The following is a 23,597-nucleotide window of genomic DNA, read 5'->3' as shown; positions in this document are numbered from 1 at the left end:
GTGACGATAAAGACCACACCAGGCGGCGCTGTGCCGCCTTTTTTTTCGCCTTAAATCAGACGTTTTCTATAATTTGAAGAACGCCATCCTACTCATGTCGTAAAAGGATCATCTGGTGCGAATCGCGACGATAACAAACTGGGCCTATGGGGCCACGGTCTGCCTGACCATCGCCTCCGGCATCATCATGCTGATGGCGTCCAGTGCGGATACCCTCGAACGTCAGGCCGTTGAACAACGGCAGAAATTTGATCAGCTGACGGAAGATATCGAAACCGATATCTGGGCGCAGTCTGATTTAGCGCGGCTGTACGTCATTAAAAAAGATCCTCAGGTGCTCAAGGAATATAACCAGGCAGAAAACAGCCTGAAGCGCATCGAGCTTCGTCTGGAAAAGCTGCAGGATAACGGCGCATCGGATGAAGAACTGGCCCTGCTGCATGAAGGAATAAAGATCGTCGATGAGCTGCAGGACGAGCAGCAAACCGCCCTCGCCAGCCTGGAACGCGGTGAAGACGCCCAGGCCGTTGCCTTGCTCTATGGTCAGCCCTATGAGCAGGAGCTGGATCGCGCGCAAAATCAGATCGATCACTTTCGCCAGATACTCGACAAGCGCGTTATCGGCTCCGTTAAAGATGCGACAAAAAAATCGAAAGCGCTGCGTACCGCCTCTGAGCTGACGGTCGGCCTGACCGCCCTGCTGTTCCTGTTTGTGCTCGGTTTTATATTGAAACGCCGCGTGTTGCGCCCCGTGGTGCGCCTGAGCGACGTGGTGCACCGCCTGGCATCCCAGGATTACGCGGTTGAAACGCCCAATTTCAACCAGATCGATGAGATTGGCGATATGGCTCAGGCCATCAGCATCTTCCGTGAAAACGGCCTGGCACGACAGCGTCTGGAAAAAGAGCGCGATGCCGACTGGGCCATCCGCGAGCTGCTGGCGCGCATGACCCAGCGGCTGCAGGGGTGTGAGAACTTTAACGATGTGATTAACGTGGCGGAGCTGTTTGCTCCCAATATCGCGCCAGGGATCGCGGGCCGGCTCTACGTCCTTGACCGCGAGCCGTGGCAGATGCGCTGCGTCGCGCAGTGGCTTTCGCCGGTTGGTGAAGAGACGACATTCCATCCGGACGAGTGCTGGGCCGTGCGACGCGGGCAAAGTCACCCGCCGGTGAACGGTGAGCCGGATATTGCCTGCTACCATCTTCCGGCATCCCAGGCGGAAAGCGCGCTTTGCGTGCCGCTTATCGCTCAGGGCGAGGCCATTGGCCTGCTCTCCTTCCAGAATATCACGGCGGATAATGCCCCTTCCCGCGCGTATCTGGAGCTGATGGCCGAGGCGCTCGGGCTGGCGCTGGCCAACCAGCGTCTGCGCGACGCGTTGCTGGAAAAAGCGTTGTTTGACCCGCTCACCGGCCTGCGTAACCGTCATCATCTGGAAGATACCCTGCAAACCCAAACGGCACAGGCGATACGCACTGGCGTACCGTTAAGCTGCATGATGATTGATATCGACCACTTCAAGAGCATTAACGATCGGTTCGGTCATGAAGCGGGCGATCTGGTGATCAAAAGCGTGGCGTCAATTGTTCAGCGGGCCGCGCATGACAACGGACTGGCATTCCGCTACGGCGGCGAGGAGTTTCTGGTGCTGCTTTCCGGTGCCGATGAGGCAGAAGCGTACGCCTGCGCGCAGAAGATTTACACCGGCGTACATGAGCTGTCGCTTCGCTACGGGCTGACCGAGATTGGGCCGGTGGATGTGTCGATTGGCATCGCCAGCTACCCACAGCATGCCCAGACCGACAACCTGCTGCGCGCTGCGGATGTGGCGCTATACCGGGCAAAAGAGCTGGGACGCGCGCGGATTGTGAGTTTTGGGATGCTGGAGGCGGGCTGACGCTGATTCTCGCGCCCTGACTTTCCCCGGTTCAGGCGCGCGTGATAGCCCAAAGCACCACAATCCCCAGGGCATTGCTCCGCTTTTCCACATACAGGGTGGTATCGGAATAAACGTCACCCTGCGGGTTACAGATGCGGATCTCCTTCTTTAATTCCGGCTCGTAGACTTCCGCACCCGAGCAGCGGTGGCGGGTACTGGACTCATACCGGTAAGGTTTGCTCCAGGCCGAATAGTCCCCCTCCAGCAGCCAGGCCGTTGTAAAGACCACGAACATGGCAACCGGCAGACTGCAAATAAAGAAGCCGAGGTAGATTTTTACCGCGCCAGCAAGGCGCTTACCTTTCAGTCTCCCCTTTCTGATGAAATAGACCATCGGCACCAGCGCCAGCAGCAACGCCCCACAGGCAAGGTACTGCTCCCCGCGGATCGAAAGGTATGTCACGCGGTAAATGTTGACTGACCAGACCACAAAACCCGATATCAGTGCTATCCCGCTCACGATGAGTGGGATCCAAAAGGAAAAACGCGCTTTTTTCATGGTGGACTCGTCCTTGTCATTCTTGTCGGGTCAGAAGGTCAATCATTGCTCGGGTGGCTGCTGACTGACGTCGGTGCGGGGCAAACAGCACGGAGAAAGGTCGCGATCGTCCCCGAAGGTGCGGCAGCACCTCAACTAACTGGCCGCCCTGTATTCTGTCGCGAACGATAAATTCATAGCTCTGGCAGATCCCCATCCCCTGCTCCGCCAGCGAAACCACGCCGAGTACATCGTCTGATATTTCGATGGTTGAACCCGGCAACCAGTCAATATCGCGCCCTTCATCATGAAATACCCAGGGGGCGATGCGCCCGGTGCGCGGCATGATAAACGGCAGGCACTGATGGCGCTGCAGCTCTTCCAGCGTCTGAGGCTTTCCTCTCCGATGCAGGTAGTCCGGAGAGGCGACCAGAAGCAATGCCGCGTCTTCCAGCTTACGCGCCACAAGTCCACTGTCAGGCAACTGTCCCAGACGGATCGCCAGATCGAACCCCTCTGCGATCAGGTCAACGTTGCGATTGGTAATGTTCAGCTCCACCTGTACGCGTGGGTAGCGTTGATTATAGTGCGCCAGCAGCGGCGGCAGGCGGTAGTGGGCATAGGTGGTTGGGACACTCATTCTCACGCGACCGGTCAGATCGCCCTCCTGACCCCGGCCAACGCGTTCGGCGTCATCGAGCAGAGAAAACGCTGAGCGCGCCTGCTCAAGATAGACGCGTCCGGCTTCGGTCAGCCCCACCCGGCGGGTCGTGCGCTGTAACAGCTGCCGTCCAAGACGCGCTTCCAGGCGAGTGACCGCGCGGCTCAGTACCGAAGGGGTGGTTGAAAGGGCAACCGCTGCGCCCGTAAATGAGCCGTGTTCAACCACCGCAATGAAGACTTCAACGTCGCCGAGGTAATCAAATTTCCGGCTCATTTTGCTCTCTCAGGAACAAATGTTTTTCAATTTGGCTAATTTATCTCCCGTTGGGCGATGAGTAAAGTGGCCAGCATTCATCACCTGAACGTTCCACTGGAGCCTGTCAATGTTCAACCGTCCCCATATTCTGTCCGCCATCGCAATGGCGGCGTTGTTCTCTTTCCCAAGTGTTGTCAACGCGGCGAACCACCCGCCTCTGGAGCGCTGGCGAAGCTACGCCGGTGTGAGCTGGGATACCGCTCAAGACGGAAAGATACCTGCGACGTTTTCCGGTTCGGTCAATGCCCCTATTGCAGGTATCCACTTTGATGCAATGGACCGTGCCTTTGTCAGCACGCCCCGGCTGGTTTCCGCCGCAGCACCCGCCACGTTAAGCATTCTGGATACGACGGCGCAGTCTGGCCCTGCCCGCCTGAACGCATTTCCCTCCCGCGAGGGGAATGCGGTGAACACCGATCCCGCTCAGAGCCTGCGCAACGTGCTCGGTTTTTATATTGACCGTAAAAACGGCTGGCTATGGGCGCTGGACATGGGGTTTGTTGCAGGCGAAACAGAGTCCCCCGCGGGGGCGCAGAAACTGGTTGTACTGGATCTCCTCTCTGGCCGCACCATCAAACGCATCGCCCTGGACGGCGTAGCGGACCGCAAGGCCAGCTTTCTGAATGATGTGGTGGTCGATGAGAACCGCCGTGTCGCCTATATCTCCGACAGCGGCTCGCGGAGTGCGCCTGAAAACCAGGTGGGACTAATTATCGTCGATTTCGCTACCGGTACAGCCCGGCGCGTGCTCGATCGTCACCCTGCGCTGCAGATTGAACCAGGCGTTAACGTCGTCTCGCACGGGGTTGAAGTCTGGCCTGGTAAACCATTACTGATTGGTATCAATGGCATTGCGCTTTCACCCGATGCGAGCACGCTGTACTGGACGGTGACAACCGGCACGCGCGCCTATGCGGTACCGACTGCGATACTGAGGCAGCCTGCGTCAACCAATGCGCAAATTGCCGGGCAGATCCGCGATCTGGGTCGCGTGGGGGGCAACACCGACGGAATGGTGACAGATGTAAAAGGTAACCTCTACATTACCGATGTCACACGCAATGGTATCGTCAGATACGATCCTGAAACCCATGCCATGTCGCTGATTGCGGCAAGCGAAGAGGTGCGATGGCCAGACACGCCGGCAATCCGTCCGAACGGAGACCTGGTATTTACCTCGAGTCGCCTCAATGACCACTTCGCGGGAGCCGTTAAACCGGGAGAAGAACGCTATGATTTGTGGCGCTTGCGTCGCGATGCTTCAAAGGATTAGTCGCGCGTCACCTCAGTAATCAATATCGACAAGCCATTCATGTCATGACTTTTTTTAGCCATCTCACGGTATTTGGTTGGGGAGAGTCCATATTGATTCGAGAACGCTCTGCTGAACGTTGACGGCTCTTCGTAGCCTAACATTGTAAATATATCTGAAACAGAGAGCTGCGTATGTCTGAGCATATGCGCGGCTTTTTCAAGTTTCCGGCTTCGAATATAGAGACCGATACTTATGCCACACTCCTGGCGAAAGTTTCGTTGAATATAAGCCAATGAATAACCGGATTTTCGCGCCACATCCAGAACGGTAATAGGTCTATATAAATTCGAGTCAATCCAGTGAGTCAGGGACTTAATTACAGCTTCACGATCTTTTAAGAGAGTAAACTTTATACACATAAGTATCCACGAAATTTTATTTACAAGAAGGCCGCTGGCAACGTCATCCAATGACAATTGAAAATAATATTTCCTAAAAGAAAAATCACCCTAATAATAGGGTGAGAGAATGCTTACTGTATTTTAGTGAGATGTCTTTGCAACATCCTCATTTTGTTCAGGACCATACAGTTTCATAAACGCATTAACGGAGGCCTGCGCTTTCATGACAATTTCACTTTCGTCCGGCTGATCCTTTCGCGCTTTTAAAAGCAAGGGTTCAAGGATACCGGCCTGGAGAAGAGAGCGAAAATACTCAGCGGCCAGCACAGGGTCATCTTTTCTTAAGATATTTTGATTCATTAAATCGGTGAAAAGCGCCGATACGTTTGAACGCAGTTTTTGCATTCGCTCATAATATAACTCTCCGATTCCCGACCTTCCGGCTTCGGAAATCATTAATCTTTGCAAATCCACAATATCCGGTGAACAAATATAGCGTAAAAAGGCAACGGCAAATTGCTCGATGACAAGTTGTGGTGATTTTCTGAAAAGGCGCACCTGCCCTGCAGTTTCAATAGTCATGCTCTTTATATACTGTTCAGTTTCTGAAGACATGCATTCTACAAATAGCTCTTCTTTCGAAGAAAAGTGACTGTAAATTGTCGATTTTGAGCCACCCACAATCGCGTTAATCTCTGAGATAGACGTGGCATCAAATCCCTTTTGTCGAAACAGTCCGGATGCGACTTCCAGAATCTGTTGCCGTTTAAGCGCTCTTTTATCCATATGTTTCCTCGTTAGTTTAGGTGTCTGACCGGGGCCAACACTTTTTGTTCTCTGATTTCGGAATCACGTCTGGTAGTAGGGTTCGTAATCGTACTGACGAGTACATTTTCATTTGACGACGCTCAGAAGTCAAGATATAAAGTGTACCGTACTGTACGGTACTGTATTTGGACTTCTCTATGAACAGCATGACGAGCGTACTGATGAAAGGTTTTCAGGAGACACTACTGGGGTGTCGTATTTCCGGTTTAACCCGGTCCAGAATAGTGATGGGCTGTGTTGTCATTTCCGCCATCAGTATGAGCGGATGCGCCATGATCCCCGACCTTGGCACCCCACCGCCTATGAAGACGGTCACACAACTTAAAAGCGATCAAAGTTTCCCACATCAGAACGGCCAGTGGCCGAAAGATGACTGGTGGAAGAAATACGGTGACGAGCAGCTCAACGGGCTGATTGATGACGCGCTTAAAAATTCCCCTACGCTTAACATCGCCGAAGCTCGCGTGAAACAAGCGCAGGCGATGACGCAAAGTGCGAGCGGTTCGCTTTTCCCTGAGGTCACCGCAAACGCCAGCTTTATGCGGGACAAAATGAGTTACAACTATGTGACGCCTGAAAGCGCAACGCCTCAAAACTGGAACAGCTATGGCCGTACCACGCTGGATATGAGCTGGGAAATAGATTTTTGGGGTAAAAACCGCGCCGCGCTCGCGGCTGCAACGTCAGGTGAAATGGCGGCTGTCGCGGAAGAAGCACAAACAAGGCTGGTGCTCTCTTCTTCTATTGTTACCGTTTACGCGGAGCTGGCGCATTTATACACCGTACGCGAAACGCTTAACGATACCCTCACTATACGAACCAGTACGCTCGCGTTGTTCCAGCAACGACATGATGCGGGGCTTGAAGATTTATCCAGCCTTCAACAGGTTGAGACGCGTCAACTCAACGCAAAAGCAAATCTGGTGGCAATAGATGAAGCGATTGCGATCAAAAAACATGAGCTCGCTGCATTGATCGGTGATGGGCCTGACAGATCGCTGGCCATAACCGCGCCTAAGGCAACGCTTTTAGCGCATGAGGAACTTCCTCCCAATATTGCGCTGGATCTGATTGGTCGACGTCCTGATATTGTCGCGGCACGTTTACGCGCAGAGGCTGCAGCAGAGCAAATCAAACAGAAAAAAGCCGGTTTTTACCCCAGCGTTAATCTGGTTGCCTTTGCCGGGTTCCAGTCACTGGGTATTAACAACCTTACCCGGAGTGGTTCAGCAATTGGCAGTTTTGGTCCGGCCATATCGTTGCCAATATTTAATACGCAAAAGCTACAGGGTGATTTGAAATACGCCAGCGGTGAATATGACATTGCGGTGAACGTTTATAACGCCACGTTAACGAATGCACTTCGTGAAGTGAGCGATGCGCTCACCAGCAGAGCCTCTCTGAAAGACGAGATGCTTTATTCTCAGGGTGCAGTCACGTCGGCAGAAAAAGCGTATTCGCTCACCAGACAAAGGTATGAAGGAAAGGTCGCTGATTATCTCGACGTTTTATCCTCGGAAGATGAGCTGGTTGCGGCCCGCAGAAAATTAGCCGATGTAAATTCCCGTGCCTTTACGATTGACGTCGCATTAGCGCGTGCATTGGGCGGCGGATATACCTCGAGCAAACAGTGATTTTTAACACCAGGTTAATTACTAAATAGTGGAAAGAAAGGAAATAAAATGAGTCATTCTGCAGCTATTGAAAATCAAAATATTCAATCATCCGATATCAAAAAGAAAAAAAGAAAACGTTTATTCTCTTACCTTGCATTAAGCATCGCGCTGGCTGGCGCAGGCTCGTTCGCATATTGGGAATTAGTGGGTTCTCGCTATGTTGAGACCGATAACGCCTATACCGATGTCGAGTCCGCTCAGCTCTCTTCCGCGATCACCGGTACGGTAAGTGCCATCCTCGTCACGGATTCTCAGGTGGTAAAAAAAGGCGATGTTCTGATCCAGCTGGATCCTACTGATGCAGAGTTAGCCCTTAATCAGGCGGAAGCAAACCTGAACCTGTCCATTCGGCGGGTCAATGGATATAAGGCTACCGACACAAAACTCGGCGCTGAAGTTGTGGCAAATGAAAAAGAGCAAAAACGTCTGCTGGCCCAGGTTGATGCCGCAAACGCTGACTTCCAGCGCGCGACGGTTGACCTCAAGCGACGCGAGGCGCTCATGCAGACAGGCGCGATTTCAGGCGACGAGTTGACGCGTATTCAAAACGTTTATGCTTCCGCTCTGGCAAACCTGAATGCCGCTAAAGCCGCCGTGGCGCAAGCCGATGCAGCAAGACAGGCGGCAGTGGGTGCAAGACAGGCGAATGCCGTAATGATTGAGGATGCAAATACCGAGACCAACCCAGAAGTCACTCTCGCCAGAGCAAAGCGCGATCAGGCCAGACTGGATCTGGAAAGAACCGTGATCCGTTCGCCAGTTGATGGCGTGGTTGCTCGTCGCCAGGTCGAGCTTGGGCAACGTGTCCAGCCTTCCACGCCGTTATTGTCCGTGGTGCCGGTACAGCAAATTCACGTCAATGCCAACTTCAAGGAAGTTCAGCTCCAGCATGTGAAAGTGGGGCAGAAAGTGGAACTGGTGAGCGATCTGTACGGCGACAACGTTCCTTTCCATGGAACGGTAGAAGGCTTTGATGGCGGCACCGGCGCAGCGTTTTCAGTTATTCCTGCGCAGAACGCAACGGGTAACTGGATTAAGGTTGTTCAGCGTTTGCCCGTGCGCATCAAACTCAATGCTGATGAGCTTGCAGCACATCCGTTGCGGGTTGGGCTGTCCATGAAAGCGACTGTTAATTTAAAAAGTGAATAACGGAAACCAGGCTATGTCTACATTCGTTATCGATAACCAGCCGCCTTCGCTGAAGGGCGGTATGTTATGGGTGGGTGCCCTGGTTCTTGCAATGGCAAACTTTTTAGCCGTGCTCAATATGACCATTGCAAACGTCACTCAACCCAACATGGCTGGCGCCCTGGGCGCAGGAACCAGCCAGGGAACCTGGATCATCACGGCCTATGCCGTGGCTGAAGCCATAACGGTGCCGCTATCAGGATGGTTAACCACCCGGTTCGGCGGCGTGCGCGTTTTCTGCATTTCCGTGTTCATGTTTGGCATTTTTTCTTTGCTTTGCGGCCTTTCCACTTCTCTGGGAATGCTGCTGATGATGAGGGTTTTTCAGGGCATGGCGGGAGGCCCTCTGATGGCCTTATCACAAACGTTGCTCCTGCGTATTTTCCCGAAAGAAAAATCCATGCAGGCGACGGGATTATGGGCAATGACCACATTGCTGGCGCCCGTTATAGGCCCGGTTCTCGGTGGCTGGATTTGCGATCATTACAGCTGGTCGTGGGTGTTTATCATCAACGTTCCGATGGCCATCGCTTTTTCAGTCATCGCGTGGTCAGTATTAAAAATCTTCGAAGATGAGCTGGTTAATAACGCTATTGATATCGTTGGGTTTATTTTACTGGTTATCTGGGTTGGCGCACTGCAGATCATGCTGGATGAAGGGAAAGACCTTGACTGGTTTGCCTCAGAAGAAATTTGGGTTCTGGCGATTGTGGCCTGTATCGGCTTTTTAAGTTTCTGCATCTGGGAGCTGACCGCTGACCATCCGATTGTCGATATCAGCGTTTTTCGCCATCGTGGTTTTTCGGCCAGCATGTTTGTGCTCGCACTCGCGTTTGGATGTTTTTTTGGTCTGAATGTTCTCACGCCGTTGTGGCTACAATATAACTTAGGGTATACAACAACATGGGCAGGGATTGTGGTTGCCTGGGGCGGCCTTCTGCAGGTGGTTTTCTCTCCGGTTGCCGCTAACCTTTCCAACAGAATCGATCCGCGTATTCTTATCTTCTTTGGCTGTGCCTGGCTCGGTCTCGATACCTTCTGGCGCTCCTATGCGACGACCGACATGGATTACTGGTCCATCTGTGTCCCTTTGTTATTCATGGGCGTTGGCATGCCGTTGTACTATGTCCCGATTACGGGGCTTGCAATGGGCTCTGTAGATGAAGCGGAAATGCCCTCGGCGGCCGGGTTAATGAACTTTGTTCGAACGTTATCAGGCGCGTTTGCCACATCGCTCGTGACAACGTCCTGGCAGGACCAGCGCTATATTGCGCATGACAGACTGGCGTCCGTCGTTGACCCGACAGGCGATCTTTCACAGTACATCAACTCGGCGCCTCAGCAAGGTGGGCAGTTTGTTAGGGAGCTTTTTGACAAGATGGTTAACAGCCAAAGCATGATGCTTTCGACCAATAATCTGATGATGTCGATAGGCATCATATTCTTTATCGCTGCTTTTGCTATTGCTTTAGCACCGAAACCCTCTCGCGTTGTTGATGCCGCATCTGTAGGACATTAATCGTTATTCAGCACAGGGATGTGAGCGTCAAATAAAAGAGAACATTTAATGGAAGAAATACCAGGACTTTCTGTACAGGAAAAGCGTTGCTTAATATCAGAAATATATTTTTCAATATATAAAAAAGTGGACGCTTCCCAGTGGAAGAAGCGTCCTAAATCAGGCAATTATTCAGACACAGATTGAAACCGTTAACTGACGATCTCAGCGATAATATCGCATACTCCCTTCTGTTCATTATTTACATTTTCTGCCATCGCCTACCTGTTTCGCCACTCTTTCTCGCTGGGTCACCGACTCGGTCACAACTTCCGACACGATGAGTAACCCGGCCTTTTTGACAGCGGAAAGGTTTAAACTTTTCGTGATATTCTTTCTTTACTCCCCTTAGTTCCTATACTCGAGCCATATTCGCCACTGTATTAACACCTGTCACGCGCAATACGTTGTGCATGACAGATGAAGATATTTTGTTCTGGAAAAACGTCTATGTCGAAACTGGATTTGAGGTCCAAAAAAACCTGGGGCGCGCTGGCAGCAATCGCCGTTGTCGCCGGTACATTAGCATCTGCTTTTGCATGGACAGCGGGCCGGCTTGGTTCACGCACGGTCAGCCAGGCACTGGTAGGGGAAACACCGAAACCCTTCCCGCCGGGTTTTCGCCGCGCGCATGGAAAAGGCATCTGCTTTGCCGGCACCTTTACGCCAAACGGCTCGGCGGTTTCTCTTTCTACCTCCCGCCTCTTCTCGCAGCAGGAAGTGCCCGTGGTGGGTCGATTCTCTATTGGTACTGGCGATCCGCATGCCCCGGATAGTACGACCAAAACCCTGAGCATGGCGCTGCTGCTGAAGACAGATGACAAGCAACAATGGCGGATGGCGATGAACAACGAGCCTTTCTTCGCCACGCACAGCCCGGAAGGTTTTCTGGCCTTGCGAAAAGCCACGGCCATTGATGCGGCCACCGGAAAACCGGATCCGCAGCGTCTGGCAGACTTTTTGAAAGCGTACCCGGAGGCGGAGAAATACCTTAAATGGGCGGCACAAAAACCCGCGCCCGGCAGCTTCGCGGGCGCGACGTTTTACAGCATTAACGCCTTTTACCTTGTGAACGCACAGGGGGATCGCCAGGCCGTTCGCTGGATGATGCGTCCGCACGAGCCTTTCCTGTCGATAAGCGATGAGCAACGACAGAAAGCCGATGACAACTTCCTGTTCGAAAACCTGCGTCAGCGCCTGGCGCAGAAGCCACTCTACTGGGATTACGTTTTGCAGTTCGCACAGCCGGGCGATCCGGTGGATGACCCATCCCAGCCATGGCCGGACGATCGCAAAAAGGTGGTAGCCGGCACGCTGGAAGTGACGCGGGTCGAAGCACAATCCTCAGGCGCGTGCCGCGACGTTAACTTTGATCCTTCTGTCGTTCCCGCAGGCGTTGCGGTGTCTGATGATCCCATCTTAAACGCCCGCTCCGCTGCCTACTCCCACTCTTTCAGCCGCCGTGAGCGGGAAATCGGCTACGGCAAGGCCACCGAAGCCGTGCAAAAGCAGGAGGTAAAATGAGCTCAAATAAAGATATGCGAGCGCACGCGCCGCAGCATTTCAATACCCTGGCGCGAAGCCTGCACTGGCTGATGGCGGTGATGATCCTGGCCATGCTTTTCATCGGTGCCGCGATGATGACGTCGTTACATCACCGGATTTGGTTAATCGACCTCCACCGGCCGCTGGGGATCGCCATTTTACTGCTGGCACTGGTTCGTCTGGTCAACCGCCTCCTGAGCCGCACCCCCCCACTTCCTGCCGATTTGCCCGTCTGGCAGGTGCTTGCCGCAAAGGCATCACACTGGATGCTGTATGGGTTAATGCTGGCTATGCCGCTGCTGGGCTGGGCGCAGCTGTCGGCAGCGGGCCTGCCAATTGTCATGTTTGATGGCGTCAACCTGCCGGCGATTGTCCCGACCAGTCCAGCACTCTATGCCTGGTGCCACGACGCCCATAGCCTTCTGGCAAAGTTGCTTTTTGCCGTGGTGCTGGTCCATCTCTCCGCCGCACTCGTTCATGCGTGGATCTACCGGGACACAGTGTTTGCCAGCATGGCGAAAGGGGGTAAGTCGGCGTCAGCCATCCGGGATGACGTGAAGTAAGGCAAGCGGTAGGGGACACGCACAATCAGAATGTTTGTGTCCTCGCTTATCATCATCATCCTGAAACAGCGCACACAACCGGGGCACGTATTTCGTCGCCAGATTCGCGCGCCAAAAAGCCACGGACACCCCGCAATTATCGTGGAAGATAATATCTCTCAATTAAAGCGGTTATTTTTTAAACAGAAGAGCATTTATGCCCGCAATTTTAGCTTTTATCAAAAAGTTAAGCGTCGCTCTAGTATCAAACACCCTGACACTCGCAACACCTAACTCATTGATTAAAATGAGTTTACATCAATAAAAACGATAAAACCCCCTACTCCCCAACAAAATATATCAACTCGTGTGATATCTAAATTATAATTCTTATACTTCTGTTAAAAAGGTGGAGGTCAAAATGCGATTAACCCTACTGCTGTTATGCTGTCTGGTACAAAGTGTAACCTGGGCTGGCGACCTGCCAAAACCAGTTGGTAAACCCATTTTAACGATTTACGGTAATATAGAAAATACCAATGAAAATGGAAAAGCAGTGTTTGATCTCGCCAGCCTTGAAAAACTCGGAGTAGTGAGTTTCGAGACGACTTCCCCCTGGTATAACGGTCGTACGAAGTTTGAGGGTGTCCCCATGAGCAAGCTCATGGATTATGTGGGTGCAAAAGGTACGAACGTTAATGTTATTGCGCTCAATGATTACTCAACCGTCATCCCTCTCAGCGACTTTAAAAAATACAACGCCATCCTTGCCTTAAAGGTCAATGGCGAATATATGCGCATCCGCGATAAAGGCCCATCGTTCATTGTATACCCCTATGACAGTCTTCCTGAGTTGAATAATCAGATTTATTACTCACGATCAGCATGGCAGGTAAGCAAAATGAAGATTGAGTAGTCGTTCAGGAGAACATAATGAACAGGATACTGGTTGGTATCATTTTTTCTCTTTTTATCACGACAGGATATATTGCATACCTTGTTTATGATCGACAGCAGGAATTGCAAAAACTGACTCAATACACTGAGTCCTGGTCCGTGGCACAACTGGTATCAGAGTATTACCGTTTTGAATCATGGCTTGGTCTATACGCAACCAATACTGATGACGTTACGATAGACCAGGTCCGCATGCGCCTCGAAATTATGCTCAGTCAGGGCGATTTAATGAAGGGAGGCGATTTAGGTCGCTACATTGACAGCGATAAAACGCATCAGGAGCTCGCTTTACGCTTAGAAAAAATACTGGCCTATCTGGATAGTCATCTTGAAAAAATGAGCCACCCGGAGTTACAGGCATACCTGACAAATATGCATGAGCTCGATGCACCGCTCAGCCAGCTGTCTGCAACGGCATTAACAAAAGATATTAACACGGTTAATGAATCCAACAACAAAATACAAATTCTGTATTATATTTACTCCGCACTTTCTTTGCTTCTGGTGATTTTAAGCTTTATTCTTGGCTTCTTAATGATCTACCAGAATAAAAACATTCTGAAAGCACACATGCAGGTTAAAAGCCTGGCTGACGAACTTCAAATATCAAAAGAAAAACTGCAAATTCAGAACTCGAAGCTGGAATATGATGTTTATCATGACTCCCTCACCGGCATGAAAAACCGCCTTTTCTTCTGGGACGATCTCAACAAAATTAATCTTCAAGCAGATAAAAACCACGTCCCCGTCACGGTGATGTTATTTGATTTAGACCGCTTCAAAGAGGTCAACGATACCTATGGCCATGATACGGGAGATTTGCTGCTGAATCAGGTATCCCGACGGCTGACCTCGATGAGCAGCGCAACGGATACGTTTTACCGTTTAGGCGGCGATGAATTCGCCCTTCTCTCCAGCGGACTCACGGAAACCGCCGCCGTTTCGCGCGCCAAAGAAATCAGCGATCATATCAGTCAGCCCTATACGATTAATAACCAGCTGATAAAAATTGCCACCTGCGTGGGCATCGTTTTATCAGATAATGAACGACGCTCTGATTATCTTTACAAATTTGCCGACCTGGCCCTCTACGAAGCGAAAAAAGAAGGTTCGCAGCAGATCAAAGTCTTCCGGCAGTGGATGCTGCAAAGACTGCAGGAAAGCAGGACCCTTGAACATGATATGGCTCTGGCGATCGATCACAATGAATTCGTTGTGTATTACCAGCCTATTGTCGATGCATTCAGCAATGAAATTTACGGCTATGAAGCGCTTATTCGCTGGATACACCCGGTGAAAGGGATACTCGCGCCAGATTATTTTATTTCCGTCGCTGAAAAAACGGGGATGATCAATGAGATCGGCAAGTCGGTGCTTGAGATGGCCTGCCGGGAAGCGGTGTCCTGGGCGGTGCCGGCCAGGATCTCGGTGAATGTCTCACCCGTTCAGCTAGGCACTAAATCGTTTACCACGATGGTACAGTCCATTCTGAAAGAGACGGGGCTACCGGCCAACCGACTCGAGTTAGAGGTAACAGAGTCTTCGCTCTTCAGTGACAGCAACATGCCGATCACTATTCTCAAAAAGCTCCGGGCACTGGGCGTAAAAATTTCCATCGATGATTTCGGAACGGGATATTCCTCGCTTTCACGACTGAGTGAACTTAATTTTGATAAAATTAAAATCGACAAATCCTTTGTGAACCCGATATCCACGCAGGATGATGCCCTAAATATCGTTAAGTTGATTACCGGCATGGCGAAGAGCCTCAATATGCGGGTCATTGCTGAAGGTGTTGAAACCGAAGCGCAGCTTGAACGTCTTCAGGCGCTTGGCTGCGATCTCGTGCAGGGATACCTGTTCGGAAAACCACAGGCTGAGATTGACAGGAAGATTAGATACGGTTGAAATGGTTGTGCGGTTGTTTCTGGCCCAAAATCATGTAGACGATTGATAATCAAAGGTTAAACAATGAAAAAAACAGCCCCGGCCTATACGCCTGTTGATTTATCTCGTTGGCCAAGGAAGGAGCATTTTGAAATCTTCCAGTCATTTGCTGAGTGCACAATTAACCAAACCGTTCTGATCGACATTACCGCGCTGCGAAAACATATCAAAGCGGTGGGTTGGAAGTTTTACCCCACGATCATTTTTCTCCTGTCTAACATCATGAACCGGCATCCGGAATTCCGTATGGCCATGAAAGATGATGAGCTCGTCGTCTGGAATGAAATTCATCCAAGCTATACGATTTTCCATCCCGAAACGGAGACGTTTTCGTCGCTATGGAGCCATTATGACGGCAATATTCATCACTTTCAGAACACGTATGCAGAAGATACGGCCCGCTATGGAAATAGCCTTTCTTACTGGCCGAAGGAAGAGTCCCGGGAAAATGTCTTTTTCGTGTCGTCGATTCCGTGGGTAACGTTTACGAACTTTAATATGAACATTGCGCACATGAAGAACTTCTTTTCGCCTATGTTCACGTTTGGAAAATACTACGAGCAGGATGGAAAAGTGCTGCTGCCGCTCGCGGTGCAGGTCCATCATTCGGTGTGCGATGGCTTCCATGTGGCAAGGATGTTTAATGAGTTGCAGGAGATGTGTGAAGGTTTGTCGGGGCTGTCAGAGGAACCTGGCGCATGATGCCTAAGAAGTGTTGATGTTTTCCTTCTGTCAGGAGTGAGTGAGAAGCCTACCGGCCTTTCATCATTTTATGCGCTTTCCATGTGAGGCCAAGTGGAATCAGATACCAGACCGCAATAACGCCAATAATTGCAACAGGTAAGTAATATAACAGCAGCGAGGGCGTATAAAAGATGGGAAGGAAAATCAGCGGTGCAAGGATAAGCATCAGACAGATAATCCCTCCATAAAAACGCTTGCTCAGTTCATCTATTAATGTTGAAAGCGTTTCGCCAGTATTTTCATTACTACTCAATACCTCTTTCAGACGAGACAATTGCTTATTCGAAAAACCATTATCCAGTAGATCTTTTTCCGTTAGTTCACTGGTCATTTGCTCGCCTATCTTCATGGTAGTTATGTTCATGCAAGAATACCCTTAAGATGTGCTTTTTTAAACACTAGCCCAACTGAGGAATTACCAGAGATAGCAGACAGGATTGAGGATCAATAAGCACTATGAATCGCCACAGGTTTAACAGACGCCTCAGAGTCATGTTGGACTGACCCCATCCCGGTAGACGATCCTGCACGTACTCCAGGACGTTTGATACGTCGGACAATGAAAAATAGAGAATTACCGCGTGGAGTCCCAGAGTTTGATTATGTGTTCGTTCCGCTAAAATCAGACGTTGGGAAAGCATTTCCTGTTGTCTTCGACCTTATTGCACGTAAAATGACCAGACACATTTTGGGAAGGAGTCTTTAATGGATATTGCGCTGCTCAACAGGGGCTGGAACAGAACATGGTCAGATACCATGGTGAATCTGGAAGCCCGGAAACTCGTCGAAACAGCAAATCGGCTATCAGCATTCTATTTGCAAGATGGGATAACACGTATCAAGTTTGTTGGAGAGATAAAACAGGTTGTAGATAAAGAATTTGAAACAGCACGACGAGCTAAAACCGATGAAGAATGTATTGTATGCATCAAAAATCTTCGTGCTGAAACAGACAACCTGCTTGAACAAGAGCGTCTATTAAAAACCAAGTCCGCACAGCTTTACGCGAAGGTCGAGTTTGTTAAGGAAAATAATAAAATCGTCGGTTATGTTATATCCGCTGTAAATGTGGTGCTATCAGGCGTGGTTCTCTTTGGTGGCTTTATGATGTTATCCACTATGGGGCCGATTGGTATGCTGGCTGGGGCAGTCCTGATTGCCGATGGAATGAACGGATTAACGAAAGAAGTGCTCAACTTTGATCAGCCAGCAGGACATATACCCTCGCAAGGTATCATTGCTGACTCCGCGATGCATACGGCCCAGTTCATGGGATTTAATCCTAACACGGGCTTGGCTCTCTATAATGGTGTTACTCTTGGTGCCAGTGTGTACAGCATTGTTGGACTCGCTCGAAAAACTGGAGCCTGGAGATTATTCCGCTGGCTTCCACACGATTACTATCGCAAAGTCAGCACAATGAGCACTCCTAAGCTAACAATGAAGATTGTCGGTTATGGTGTTAAAGCAAAAGTGATTTTCGATCTATTGACAACCGAAAATGGAACCAGTTAATCCTTGATAGTTTTTCGGTAACGCCAGGATTTATAGGAAATTACCGGCGGCTGTGCAAAGGACATAATGGCAACCCCAAAGATCATCGCCAGCCCCCATGCAAATGCTCTATCAGGTGAGCTGAAGACGATAAGTAGCAGTAGGATTAAGGCACACACAGCCACCACTCCCGCTAAGGTAACAAATCGCCTAGCGAGGTCATTTATGGCCTCTCCAAGCGTTCCTCCATATTTTTCAATATTGCTTTTTATCTTCTGCAATTCGGGCTGCGTAAACCCTGAACGTAACAAAGCCTCATCAGTCACTTTCATATCGTCTCGTCCCTTATCTTCCAGAAGTGCTTTCCCAATCGCTGATTGTACAAGCAATCATACTGATGAACTTTACAGCAATCCACATGATGTTTGTGCAATGTATCAGATTTAAGACAATAGAAGCCATAAAGCCCCGTTAATGGTACAAGCAACAAGCGGAGCGTAGCGACTTCATCAGGCCAACCTAGTTGGTTTCGCTTTGCGAAAGTCACCAGTGACCAAATCAGATTGTCAGAGAGATCACACCTTATCAGGGTGCTCGTGTACCTTTCGGAGCGTGAGCGAAGCGCTGGCAGAGCCGGATCTGTTGCTACCGGGGCATTACCACTATTCACCTGTTTACGCAGCCACAAGGCCGCACATCGGGCTTAAATGCGTGTGATCAATCTGTTTCGGGATGGTTTAGAGACGTTGGCAGCGTCATCAGCTTCGAGTTGATAGCGGTTCGTGGGGACTGTTCACGCTTTGTACCTGTTCGAGCTTTACAACTACAGGCCGCTACGTGCTAACATCCCTGAATAGCCACTGTTAACCATAGCGGCAACTGTTGGTCATAGAATCCCTTAAAAAAAGGTTGTATCTTGAGAACAAAAATCGTCTTAAGTTATTGTTTTTAAAGGATTTTGTTGTGTGAGTGCCGATAATAGGAGTCAATAAAACAACCCAACCAATTGAATATCAACAAAAATGACAGTTATGAATTACAAAGATACCCCCAAAAGTACCCCCTATCGACTATGTTTTATTGATACCAGTAAAACTATTTCATAGCCATTTAAATATTAATTTATAATCTATTCAAAATTCAAAAAATAAAATCGATGCAGAAATTAATTGAAATTCTGCATCGCTGTACATTAATGAAAAATTTAAACAAATCTATCTTCTTTTTCGTTCACTCCGCTTTGCAAGCTCTGGCACAGATTCTGCGGGGCTAGCTATAGTCGCTATTGATACACCAGAGTCATTTTTTAGAACAACCGAGAAACAATAAGCTAAAGTTTTCCCGGTTTCTCTTGCCATTGTTAGAGCCTTGTCAATCTGCTCGCCAGAAATCCCCCCTTCTGGCGCTGTAATAATAGATTGCATATGAATTTGCCCATCATCCGGATCAGTTGCGACCAATGAGCTCTCAAGAAATTCTTCATAATTATATTGAAGCTGATCCATTCTTTCTTGCATTCCTATCCCACCGGGGCCGTAAGAATGAACAAAACCTGAATCAGAATCTGATTCTAAATCTATTTTTAATTGGTCATTCTCGGAAAAAGGGATATGAAAGTCATTGAAGTTAATAAATTGCCTTCCATCAATTCTCATTTGAAAATGCCAATGGGGAAAATCTGTCTTCGTACCTTCATGACCACGGAAATCGTTTTTTGAACAATCCAAGGTCCATTCTATATTGAGCCACTTTATTGTTATTTCGAAGATTTTACGCTTATCACTCTCTTCTTTTAAGTTATTTATATTTTTGCTGCCGGCTTCTGCAAAAGCAACCCATCTCAAATAAGCAGATATGGAGTAAAAATCATAGTTTTCATATATTTTAGGAAAGTCATTTTTTTTAAACTTACAGCGCCTTAATAACCAGTGAAGACATGGTGAGTTTGAACTTATCGTTGCGAAAGGTTTTTTGCAGAGATAACACATTTGATTTTCATAGTGCTCTATGAAATCACTATACTCATGCTCATATTGTTCCAACTGATGTTTAGTATGTGCTAATGACTCCTCCTCAGTAAGTCTCTTAATTGAGGACTTAATGCCCTCAATTTTTTGTTTGTAATCTTCACTCATTTTAACCCCCTTAATTATTTATTTAATTTTATGATGACTCCCATATTTTTTTGAAAATATCTAACAAAGAATATAAATCCAATCGATTTTGTCATCTAAATATATTAACGCTTTCATTTCGAACTTCCTCTTTCATTGATATGAAATTGTAAATCAAATATTAGACCATCAACTTTTTTTGAAAGAGATTTATAATCCTCAGTAATTTGCTCTTGACTTTTGTTTGCCAAAAAGAAAAGAGTTGATGATAAGTGTTTTAGCAAGACTGCAATTTCATTATCAGAACTAATGTTATTGGCTCTTGACCATCTTTCAATTGCTTTTTCGGTTAAACTTAACAATGGCTCCTCAAAAAAACTCGAACCATTAATTTCTTTCAAGACAATCCTCTGCGCTTTTATTCTATTATTGAATTCACTCACAATTGTCACCTTCAATATTTTTAATTAAATCATTCATCCATAACTCAACATCATTCAACTGACTCTTGGCTTGAATTATTTCCTTTTCATTTAAAATAATGCCCACGCCTCTTGTAGAAAGCACTCTAGCTCTTTCAAGTATCCTGTATGAAGATTCACTCATCTTCAGACTTTTTTCACCTAAATTTTTTGCTGAATTACGAGAAAAATCAGCACATTCACAGGAACTTAACGAATAACATGTTGCAAAATTTCGCACCGCCAAGAAAATCGTCGATAAATCAAATACTTCTGTCAATCTTGAGGATTGAATTGACTCTTTAGCTGATAAAAAGATGTTAAGGAATTTACGGCAATCATCTAATCCTGATTTATATGTACTGGGACATCCGATATCACGCAGAAAATTTTTACCATCAGATGAAAAAACCATCTTTGCCTCTAAAAATAGATGCCAAGCAAAAGGATTACCTTCATTCCAAAGTTTTTTTATCCGGTCGTAAGAATATATTGAGTAGTCATTAGGATTAAACCTTGTATCTTTTCCATTAACAATTGCCAGCATATCAACATCTGAGTGAACGTCAATTTCCCCTCGACATACAGAACCAAAAGCATATATGTGCATTGTTATCGCCTATTAAATCTCTTAATTATTATTGACATGAAAAAACCAAACATCACTAATCTTACAAAGGTTATTAAAGTAATATAAGATGTTGCGTAACCAGAAGGAGTTAAAGTGCCTAATAAAATTTGGGGGGATATCTCGAGCGCATCTAAATAAGATTTCACTGACCATACATCACCATAACACCAAACATGATTTAAAGACATAAGTAATATAATTATCATTACAGCTCTAATCAGCTTTATAGTGGATTCTCCATTCCCCCAAACGATATCCAAAGCTTTAAACTGTATCCATTCAAGATACATATAGAATCTTTCACGCCCTTTATATTTCTGTCGATAATATGATTCATTCGAATCCCATGCTTTATGAAGGTGTGCTTCAGTTGCTTGGAGTTCAATTGCAATTGCTTTATTAGCCGATTTAGAATCACCAATTTGCTGATAATTCACCCGCAAGGAACGTGCAAACTTAAGCTTTAAATTTTCTGGACCAGGGCAACCGACATCGAGAATATCATTATCGATGTGAGTCTTATCAAAGCTAGCATAATCAAATTTACACCCATTAAAACTAGTACCTGTGAAATTACAATTTATGAATCGGCATCCAGTGAAATTGCAATTATCAAAGCTACACTTCCTAATATACGCAGCATCAAAAATACAATAACGAAAATCTATATTTTTGAACTCTATATTTAATGCAACCAAACGTTCAAATAATTTATTAATATAAGTTTCATTACTAATTGATGAGTCAAACTTTTTGTCAGAAATCTTTTCCCTTCCACTGTCAATCATTAACTTTTTCCTTAGTTAGAAATTGTTTTGAAGAAAGCACACTTTCTTATAAAGAATTTTCAGTCTAGCACCTTGATATTAATAATAAAAATCATATTTTTTTATACAAGGGTTCTAGTAGTTACTGTCTTAGTAAAACATGACAAATACCAAATTGTCTTTATCACGCAACTGTAACCTAGAGCGCGCACAGCCAAAAACCCCCGCTAGCGGTGCCTGTGGATGACATGTTTTGACAGGTGCATCCAACGATGCTGTACCTGAAGTTTTCTAAAGGGGGAACTGTCAACCGCTCCCCCTAGTAAGGCATAACAAACCATAACAGGCTGACACCTGCCCTGCTTCGCATCAGGATTAACAAAAGTTAACAGCCAAGGCTCAACAAATCTCAACGCCAGCCCTTTACACTTCTGCTGTAGCTGCTGTTCGTAGGCGTCAGGATCCGTTAGGTTGGGTTGACACTTTTCCCAGTTTCTCGTGAAAAAGTGTCAAGTTTGAGGGGCTGGGGGGTTTACAGTTTTTCGCCGTCCAGCAGGCAGAGCGCCCTTAATCTTGTTTTGCTCCAGTCATCCGGCGTATCGGGGTGCATTGTGGCAACGTAGGCCAGCTCAGAACGAAGAAACCGTAAAGCGCCCGCGGCACGGTCTTTGCCATAGAAGCTGTGGGTTTCTTCATCCGGCCGGAAGAGAATCAGCAATTGTTCATCGGGCTCGTGCTGAACATCAAAACCCAGTTCAGCGGCTGCTGCCTCTATTCGCTGGCCAGCATCAATATCACCCGGCAGCTCTTTCCCGCCATCATGCCCCCATACCCATGCGGCGGCCTGCGCCCACGTCATTTCAGTCTGGTGTTCGCCAACACCAACAGAATTTTGTTTAGCCTGCGATGCGTCAACATCCACTTTATCGCCTGAAATTACAATTTCACCTCGCGCTATCCAGCCATAAACAGTTTGCCGGCTAACGCCCATATGCCTGGCGTAGGCTGATTTACTTAATAGCATTCTGGTGTATCCCTCCGGGCAGATAAAAGCCGCCCTCAGGCGGCCTGCTTCTCTTCTGAATGTGTCTGCCGCTGGCTGCCTTTGAGCATCGCGCTGACATGTTCGCTTAACTGGTCAAGGCCGGTCATGCGGGGCTGTACGTCTGATGGATCGTCGTTCTTCCCGTACACGAGATTGTTATACCAGGTTCGGACAGCTGTAATTTGTGCAACGTCCTTCCTTACCGCGTCGACCAGATCGGCAACCGCGTTAATCACCTGCCCGTTCTCTGATGCAATACGGGAGAAGCCGAGACGTTTTAGCTGTTCCGTATCGAGTCCCGAACACACTGCGTGCGCCCTTAGTAAGGCGTCCGCCAGCTCCTGATGCTTTCCACTGTGCATCGACAGCAGCATTTTTTCCTGGCTGCGGCGATCCAGTCGGGCGAATGCCTGGCGCATTTCACTGTCACGCATGAATCCCTGAACATCATCAGATGCCAGTGGATTAACCGGAGCGAGCTTGTTCTTCAGGTAATCGAGAATGTTTGCGGCCTGCTCGCTTACGGCTGCCACCCCGCGGGTAAAGTCTTTGAGCGTGTCCGGGTTCCGGGCTTCACCTGCCCTGCGATTTTTTGCCTGTTCGTTCAGATCGGGATCGTTGCGGATAACGTCCAGCAAATCCGCCTCAGCTTCGGCCTGCTGCGCCGTTGTCCTCAGGCTGGTGAGTTCGCCCGCCATACCACGGAATAAAGCGGCCATCTGAGTATTTGGCGCAACAACCTTACCGGCATAACCTGCCAGCTCGATGCTGTGTTTCCCAATTTTGATTGAGTAGCTCATTGCCCTGCCTCCATTTTTGACAGCCCCGCATCAAATACCTTGCGCGCAACAGCATGGATTGACGGCGCGATCCCCATGCCCGACTTCTGGCGCTCCCTCTCCTGAATGGTTTTCAGAGCCTGAATCTGTTCCCCGTTCAGCAGAACGGGCTTAACGTTAACCTTGCTCATGATGCCCCCTGTAATAGCGACCGTTAAAGTTTCATTAATCGCAACAATCAAATAATCAATTGCGATTTATGAAAC

At 48.3% G+C, this 23,597-nt stretch carries 24 protein-coding genes; 11 read left to right on the top strand and 13 right to left on the bottom strand.

Going from position 1 to position 23,597, the window contains the following annotated elements:
• Positions 1 to 115 precede the first annotated feature (115 nt).
• On the top strand, positions 116 to 1,900 hold the full coding sequence (locus tag GXP72_RS04615) for a diguanylate cyclase (protein WP_063620906.1): 1,785 nt from the start codon (positions 116 to 118) through the stop codon (positions 1,898 to 1,900).
• A gap of 31 nt (positions 1,901 to 1,931) precedes the next feature.
• Here GXP72_RS04615 and GXP72_RS04610 read toward each other — a convergent pair whose 3' ends face one another.
• Positions 1,932 to 2,441, bottom strand: a complete 510-nt coding sequence (locus GXP72_RS04610; protein ID WP_208763540.1) for a hypothetical protein — start codon at positions 2,439 to 2,441, stop codon at positions 1,932 to 1,934.
• 16 nt (positions 2,442 to 2,457) lie between these two features.
• The gene (locus tag GXP72_RS04605) at positions 2,458 to 3,357 is read right to left on the bottom strand and encodes a LysR family transcriptional regulator (protein WP_023293192.1); all 900 of its coding nucleotides are present in this window, start codon (positions 3,355 to 3,357) and stop codon (positions 2,458 to 2,460) included.
• A gap of 109 nt (positions 3,358 to 3,466) precedes the next feature.
• Between GXP72_RS04605 and GXP72_RS04600 the strand changes: the two genes are divergently transcribed.
• Positions 3,467 to 4,672 carry an L-dopachrome tautomerase-related protein gene (locus tag GXP72_RS04600; protein WP_208763539.1) on the top strand — a complete coding sequence of 402 codons (1,206 nt, stop codon included), beginning with the start codon at positions 3,467 to 3,469 and terminating at the stop codon, positions 4,670 to 4,672.
• On the opposite strand, the gene GXP72_RS04595 is transcribed toward GXP72_RS04600, so the two are convergent.
• Entirely contained in the window at positions 4,669 to 5,073 is a 405-nt protein-coding gene (locus GXP72_RS04595) for a helix-turn-helix domain-containing protein (RefSeq protein WP_048990412.1), read from the bottom strand. The genes GXP72_RS04600 and GXP72_RS04595 overlap by 4 nt on opposite strands.
• A 123-nt stretch (positions 5,074 to 5,196) precedes the next feature.
• On the bottom strand, positions 5,197 to 5,841 hold the full coding sequence (locus tag GXP72_RS04590) for a TetR/AcrR family transcriptional regulator (protein WP_032646111.1): 645 nt from the start codon (positions 5,839 to 5,841) through the stop codon (positions 5,197 to 5,199).
• 179 nt (positions 5,842 to 6,020) lie between these two features.
• On the opposite strand from GXP72_RS04590, the gene GXP72_RS04585 reads away from it, so the two are divergent.
• The 8 genes from GXP72_RS04585 to catA all read left to right on the top strand — a co-directional run bounded on the left by GXP72_RS04585 (position 6,021) and on the right by catA (position 15,998).
• Positions 6,021 to 7,517 carry an efflux transporter outer membrane subunit gene (locus tag GXP72_RS04585; RefSeq protein WP_208763538.1) on the top strand — a complete coding sequence of 499 codons (1,497 nt, stop codon included), beginning with the start codon at positions 6,021 to 6,023 and terminating at the stop codon, positions 7,515 to 7,517.
• A 48-nt stretch (positions 7,518 to 7,565) separates the two neighbouring features.
• Entirely contained in the window at positions 7,566 to 8,708 is a 1,143-nt protein-coding gene (locus GXP72_RS04580; RefSeq protein ID WP_208763537.1) for an HlyD family efflux transporter periplasmic adaptor subunit, read from the top strand.
• Positions 8,709 to 8,721: 13 nt separating this feature from the next.
• Complete coding sequence (locus GXP72_RS04575; RefSeq protein WP_244319941.1) at positions 8,722 to 10,266, top strand: DHA2 family efflux MFS transporter permease subunit; 1,545 nt, start codon at positions 8,722 to 8,724, stop codon at positions 10,264 to 10,266.
• Between the two features lie 489 nt (positions 10,267 to 10,755).
• Entirely contained in the window at positions 10,756 to 11,829 is a 1,074-nt protein-coding gene (locus GXP72_RS04570; RefSeq protein ID WP_208763536.1) for a catalase family peroxidase, read from the top strand.
• The gene (locus GXP72_RS04565) at positions 11,826 to 12,413 is read left to right on the top strand and encodes a cytochrome b (protein WP_208763535.1); all 588 of its coding nucleotides are present in this window, start codon (positions 11,826 to 11,828) and stop codon (positions 12,411 to 12,413) included. Before GXP72_RS04570 ends, GXP72_RS04565 begins: the two co-directional genes overlap by 4 nt.
• A 400-nt stretch (positions 12,414 to 12,813) precedes the next feature.
• The gene (locus GXP72_RS04560; protein WP_024909477.1) at positions 12,814 to 13,308 is read left to right on the top strand and encodes a molybdopterin-dependent oxidoreductase; all 495 of its coding nucleotides are present in this window, start codon (positions 12,814 to 12,816) and stop codon (positions 13,306 to 13,308) included.
• Between the two features lie 17 nt (positions 13,309 to 13,325).
• On the top strand, positions 13,326 to 15,257 hold the full coding sequence (locus tag GXP72_RS04555) for a GGDEF domain-containing phosphodiesterase (RefSeq protein ID WP_208763534.1): 1,932 nt from the start codon (positions 13,326 to 13,328) through the stop codon (positions 15,255 to 15,257).
• A 63-nt stretch (positions 15,258 to 15,320) separates the two neighbouring features.
• Positions 15,321 to 15,998, top strand: coding sequence for a type A chloramphenicol O-acetyltransferase (gene catA, locus GXP72_RS04550; protein ID WP_208763533.1), 678 nt, complete (start codon positions 15,321 to 15,323; stop codon positions 15,996 to 15,998).
• A 49-nt stretch (positions 15,999 to 16,047) separates the two neighbouring features.
• Here catA and GXP72_RS04545 read toward each other — a convergent pair whose 3' ends face one another.
• Positions 16,048 to 16,404, bottom strand: coding sequence for a hypothetical protein (locus GXP72_RS04545; RefSeq protein WP_230581871.1), 357 nt, complete (start codon positions 16,402 to 16,404; stop codon positions 16,048 to 16,050).
• 341 nt (positions 16,405 to 16,745) lie between these two features.
• Here GXP72_RS04545 and GXP72_RS04540 point away from each other — a divergent pair, with 341 nt between their 5' ends.
• Positions 16,746 to 17,555 (top strand): DUF4225 domain-containing protein, encoded by an 810-nt coding sequence (locus tag GXP72_RS04540; protein WP_024909473.1) that lies wholly within the window; start codon positions 16,746 to 16,748, stop codon positions 17,553 to 17,555.
• Here GXP72_RS04540 and GXP72_RS04535 read toward each other — a convergent pair.
• The 8 genes from GXP72_RS04535 to GXP72_RS04500 form a co-directional block, all read right to left on the bottom strand.
• Positions 17,552 to 17,866 carry a hypothetical protein gene (locus GXP72_RS04535; RefSeq protein WP_020882780.1) on the bottom strand — a complete coding sequence of 105 codons (315 nt, stop codon included), beginning with the start codon at positions 17,864 to 17,866 and terminating at the stop codon, positions 17,552 to 17,554. The two genes, GXP72_RS04540 and GXP72_RS04535, sit on opposite strands and share 4 nt — an antisense overlap.
• A gap of 882 nt (positions 17,867 to 18,748) precedes the next feature.
• Positions 18,749 to 19,669 carry a hypothetical protein gene (locus GXP72_RS04530; RefSeq protein ID WP_208763532.1) on the bottom strand — a complete coding sequence of 307 codons (921 nt, stop codon included), beginning with the start codon at positions 19,667 to 19,669 and terminating at the stop codon, positions 18,749 to 18,751.
• 113 nt (positions 19,670 to 19,782) lie between these two features.
• Complete coding sequence (locus GXP72_RS04525; protein ID WP_121930935.1) at positions 19,783 to 20,091, bottom strand: hypothetical protein; 309 nt, start codon at positions 20,089 to 20,091, stop codon at positions 19,783 to 19,785.
• Positions 20,084 to 20,719 carry a nucleotidyltransferase domain-containing protein gene (locus GXP72_RS04520; RefSeq protein ID WP_208763531.1) on the bottom strand — a complete coding sequence of 212 codons (636 nt, stop codon included), beginning with the start codon at positions 20,717 to 20,719 and terminating at the stop codon, positions 20,084 to 20,086. Before GXP72_RS04520 ends, GXP72_RS04525 begins: the two co-directional genes overlap by 8 nt.
• A gap of 2 nt (positions 20,720 to 20,721) precedes the next feature.
• The gene (locus tag GXP72_RS04515; RefSeq protein ID WP_208763530.1) at positions 20,722 to 21,528 is read right to left on the bottom strand and encodes a pentapeptide repeat-containing protein; all 807 of its coding nucleotides are present in this window, start codon (positions 21,526 to 21,528) and stop codon (positions 20,722 to 20,724) included.
• A gap of 511 nt (positions 21,529 to 22,039) precedes the next feature.
• Positions 22,040 to 22,531 (bottom strand): DNA-binding protein, encoded by a 492-nt coding sequence (locus GXP72_RS04510; RefSeq protein WP_244319939.1) that lies wholly within the window; start codon positions 22,529 to 22,531, stop codon positions 22,040 to 22,042.
• A 35-nt stretch (positions 22,532 to 22,566) separates the two neighbouring features.
• On the bottom strand, positions 22,567 to 23,352 hold the full coding sequence (locus tag GXP72_RS04505; protein WP_048973615.1) for a hypothetical protein: 786 nt from the start codon (positions 23,350 to 23,352) through the stop codon (positions 22,567 to 22,569).
• Complete coding sequence (locus GXP72_RS04500) at positions 23,349 to 23,522, bottom strand: hypothetical protein (RefSeq protein ID WP_014830800.1); 174 nt, start codon at positions 23,520 to 23,522, stop codon at positions 23,349 to 23,351. Before GXP72_RS04500 ends, GXP72_RS04505 begins: the two co-directional genes overlap by 4 nt.
• Positions 23,523 to 23,597 lie beyond the last annotated feature (75 nt).

Source organism: Enterobacter sp. SES19 (genome assembly GCF_011765665.1).
GTDB classification, from domain to species: Bacteria; Pseudomonadota; Gammaproteobacteria; order Enterobacterales; family Enterobacteriaceae; genus Enterobacter; species Enterobacter pseudoroggenkampii.
Note: the sequence above shows the minus strand (reverse complement) of the source record. Positions and strands in the feature narration are given on the sequence as shown.

Excerpts from the sequence above, each read along its gene's own strand:
- GXP72_RS04600 (WP_208763539.1), top strand. The coding sequence starts at position 3,467 with ATGTTCAACCGTCCCCATATTCTGTCCGCCATCGCAATGGCGGCGTTG.
- GXP72_RS04580 (WP_208763537.1), top strand. The coding sequence starts at position 7,566 with ATGAGTCATTCTGCAGCTATTGAAAATCAAAATATTCAATCATCCGAT.
- GXP72_RS04540 (WP_024909473.1), top strand. The coding sequence starts at position 16,746 with ATGGATATTGCGCTGCTCAACAGGGGCTGGAACAGAACATGGTCAGAT.
- GXP72_RS04505 (WP_048973615.1), bottom strand. The coding sequence starts at position 23,352 with ATGAGCTACTCAATCAAAATTGGGAAACACAGCATCGAGCTGGCAGGT.
- GXP72_RS04510 (WP_244319939.1), bottom strand. The coding sequence starts at position 22,531 with ATGCTATTAAGTAAATCAGCCTACGCCAGGCATATGGGCGTTAGCCGG.
- GXP72_RS04605 (WP_023293192.1), bottom strand. The coding sequence starts at position 3,357 with ATGAGCCGGAAATTTGATTACCTCGGCGACGTTGAAGTCTTCATTGCG.
- GXP72_RS04560 (WP_024909477.1), top strand. The coding sequence starts at position 12,814 with ATGCGATTAACCCTACTGCTGTTATGCTGTCTGGTACAAAGTGTAACC.
- GXP72_RS04595 (WP_048990412.1), bottom strand. The coding sequence starts at position 5,073 with ATGTGTATAAAGTTTACTCTCTTAAAAGATCGTGAAGCTGTAATTAAG.
- GXP72_RS04565 (WP_208763535.1), top strand. The coding sequence starts at position 11,826 with ATGAGCTCAAATAAAGATATGCGAGCGCACGCGCCGCAGCATTTCAAT.
- catA (WP_208763533.1), top strand. The coding sequence starts at position 15,321 with ATGAAAAAAACAGCCCCGGCCTATACGCCTGTTGATTTATCTCGTTGG.
- GXP72_RS04535 (WP_020882780.1), bottom strand. The coding sequence starts at position 17,866 with ATGAAAGTGACTGATGAGGCTTTGTTACGTTCAGGGTTTACGCAGCCC.
- GXP72_RS04520 (WP_208763531.1), bottom strand. The coding sequence starts at position 20,719 with ATGCACATATATGCTTTTGGTTCTGTATGTCGAGGGGAAATTGACGTT.
- GXP72_RS04555 (WP_208763534.1), top strand. The coding sequence starts at position 13,326 with ATGAACAGGATACTGGTTGGTATCATTTTTTCTCTTTTTATCACGACA.
- GXP72_RS04590 (WP_032646111.1), bottom strand. The coding sequence starts at position 5,841 with ATGGATAAAAGAGCGCTTAAACGGCAACAGATTCTGGAAGTCGCATCC.
- GXP72_RS04500 (WP_014830800.1), bottom strand. The coding sequence starts at position 23,522 with ATGAGCAAGGTTAACGTTAAGCCCGTTCTGCTGAACGGGGAACAGATT.
- GXP72_RS04585 (WP_208763538.1), top strand. The coding sequence starts at position 6,021 with ATGAACAGCATGACGAGCGTACTGATGAAAGGTTTTCAGGAGACACTA.
- GXP72_RS04570 (WP_208763536.1), top strand. The coding sequence starts at position 10,756 with ATGTCGAAACTGGATTTGAGGTCCAAAAAAACCTGGGGCGCGCTGGCA.
- GXP72_RS04515 (WP_208763530.1), bottom strand. The coding sequence starts at position 21,528 with ATGATTGACAGTGGAAGGGAAAAGATTTCTGACAAAAAGTTTGACTCA.
- GXP72_RS04545 (WP_230581871.1), bottom strand. The coding sequence starts at position 16,404 with ATGAACATAACTACCATGAAGATAGGCGAGCAAATGACCAGTGAACTA.
- GXP72_RS04575 (WP_244319941.1), top strand. The coding sequence starts at position 8,722 with ATGTCTACATTCGTTATCGATAACCAGCCGCCTTCGCTGAAGGGCGGT.
- GXP72_RS04610 (WP_208763540.1), bottom strand. The coding sequence starts at position 2,441 with ATGAAAAAAGCGCGTTTTTCCTTTTGGATCCCACTCATCGTGAGCGGG.
- GXP72_RS04530 (WP_208763532.1), bottom strand. The coding sequence starts at position 19,669 with ATGAGTGAAGATTACAAACAAAAAATTGAGGGCATTAAGTCCTCAATT.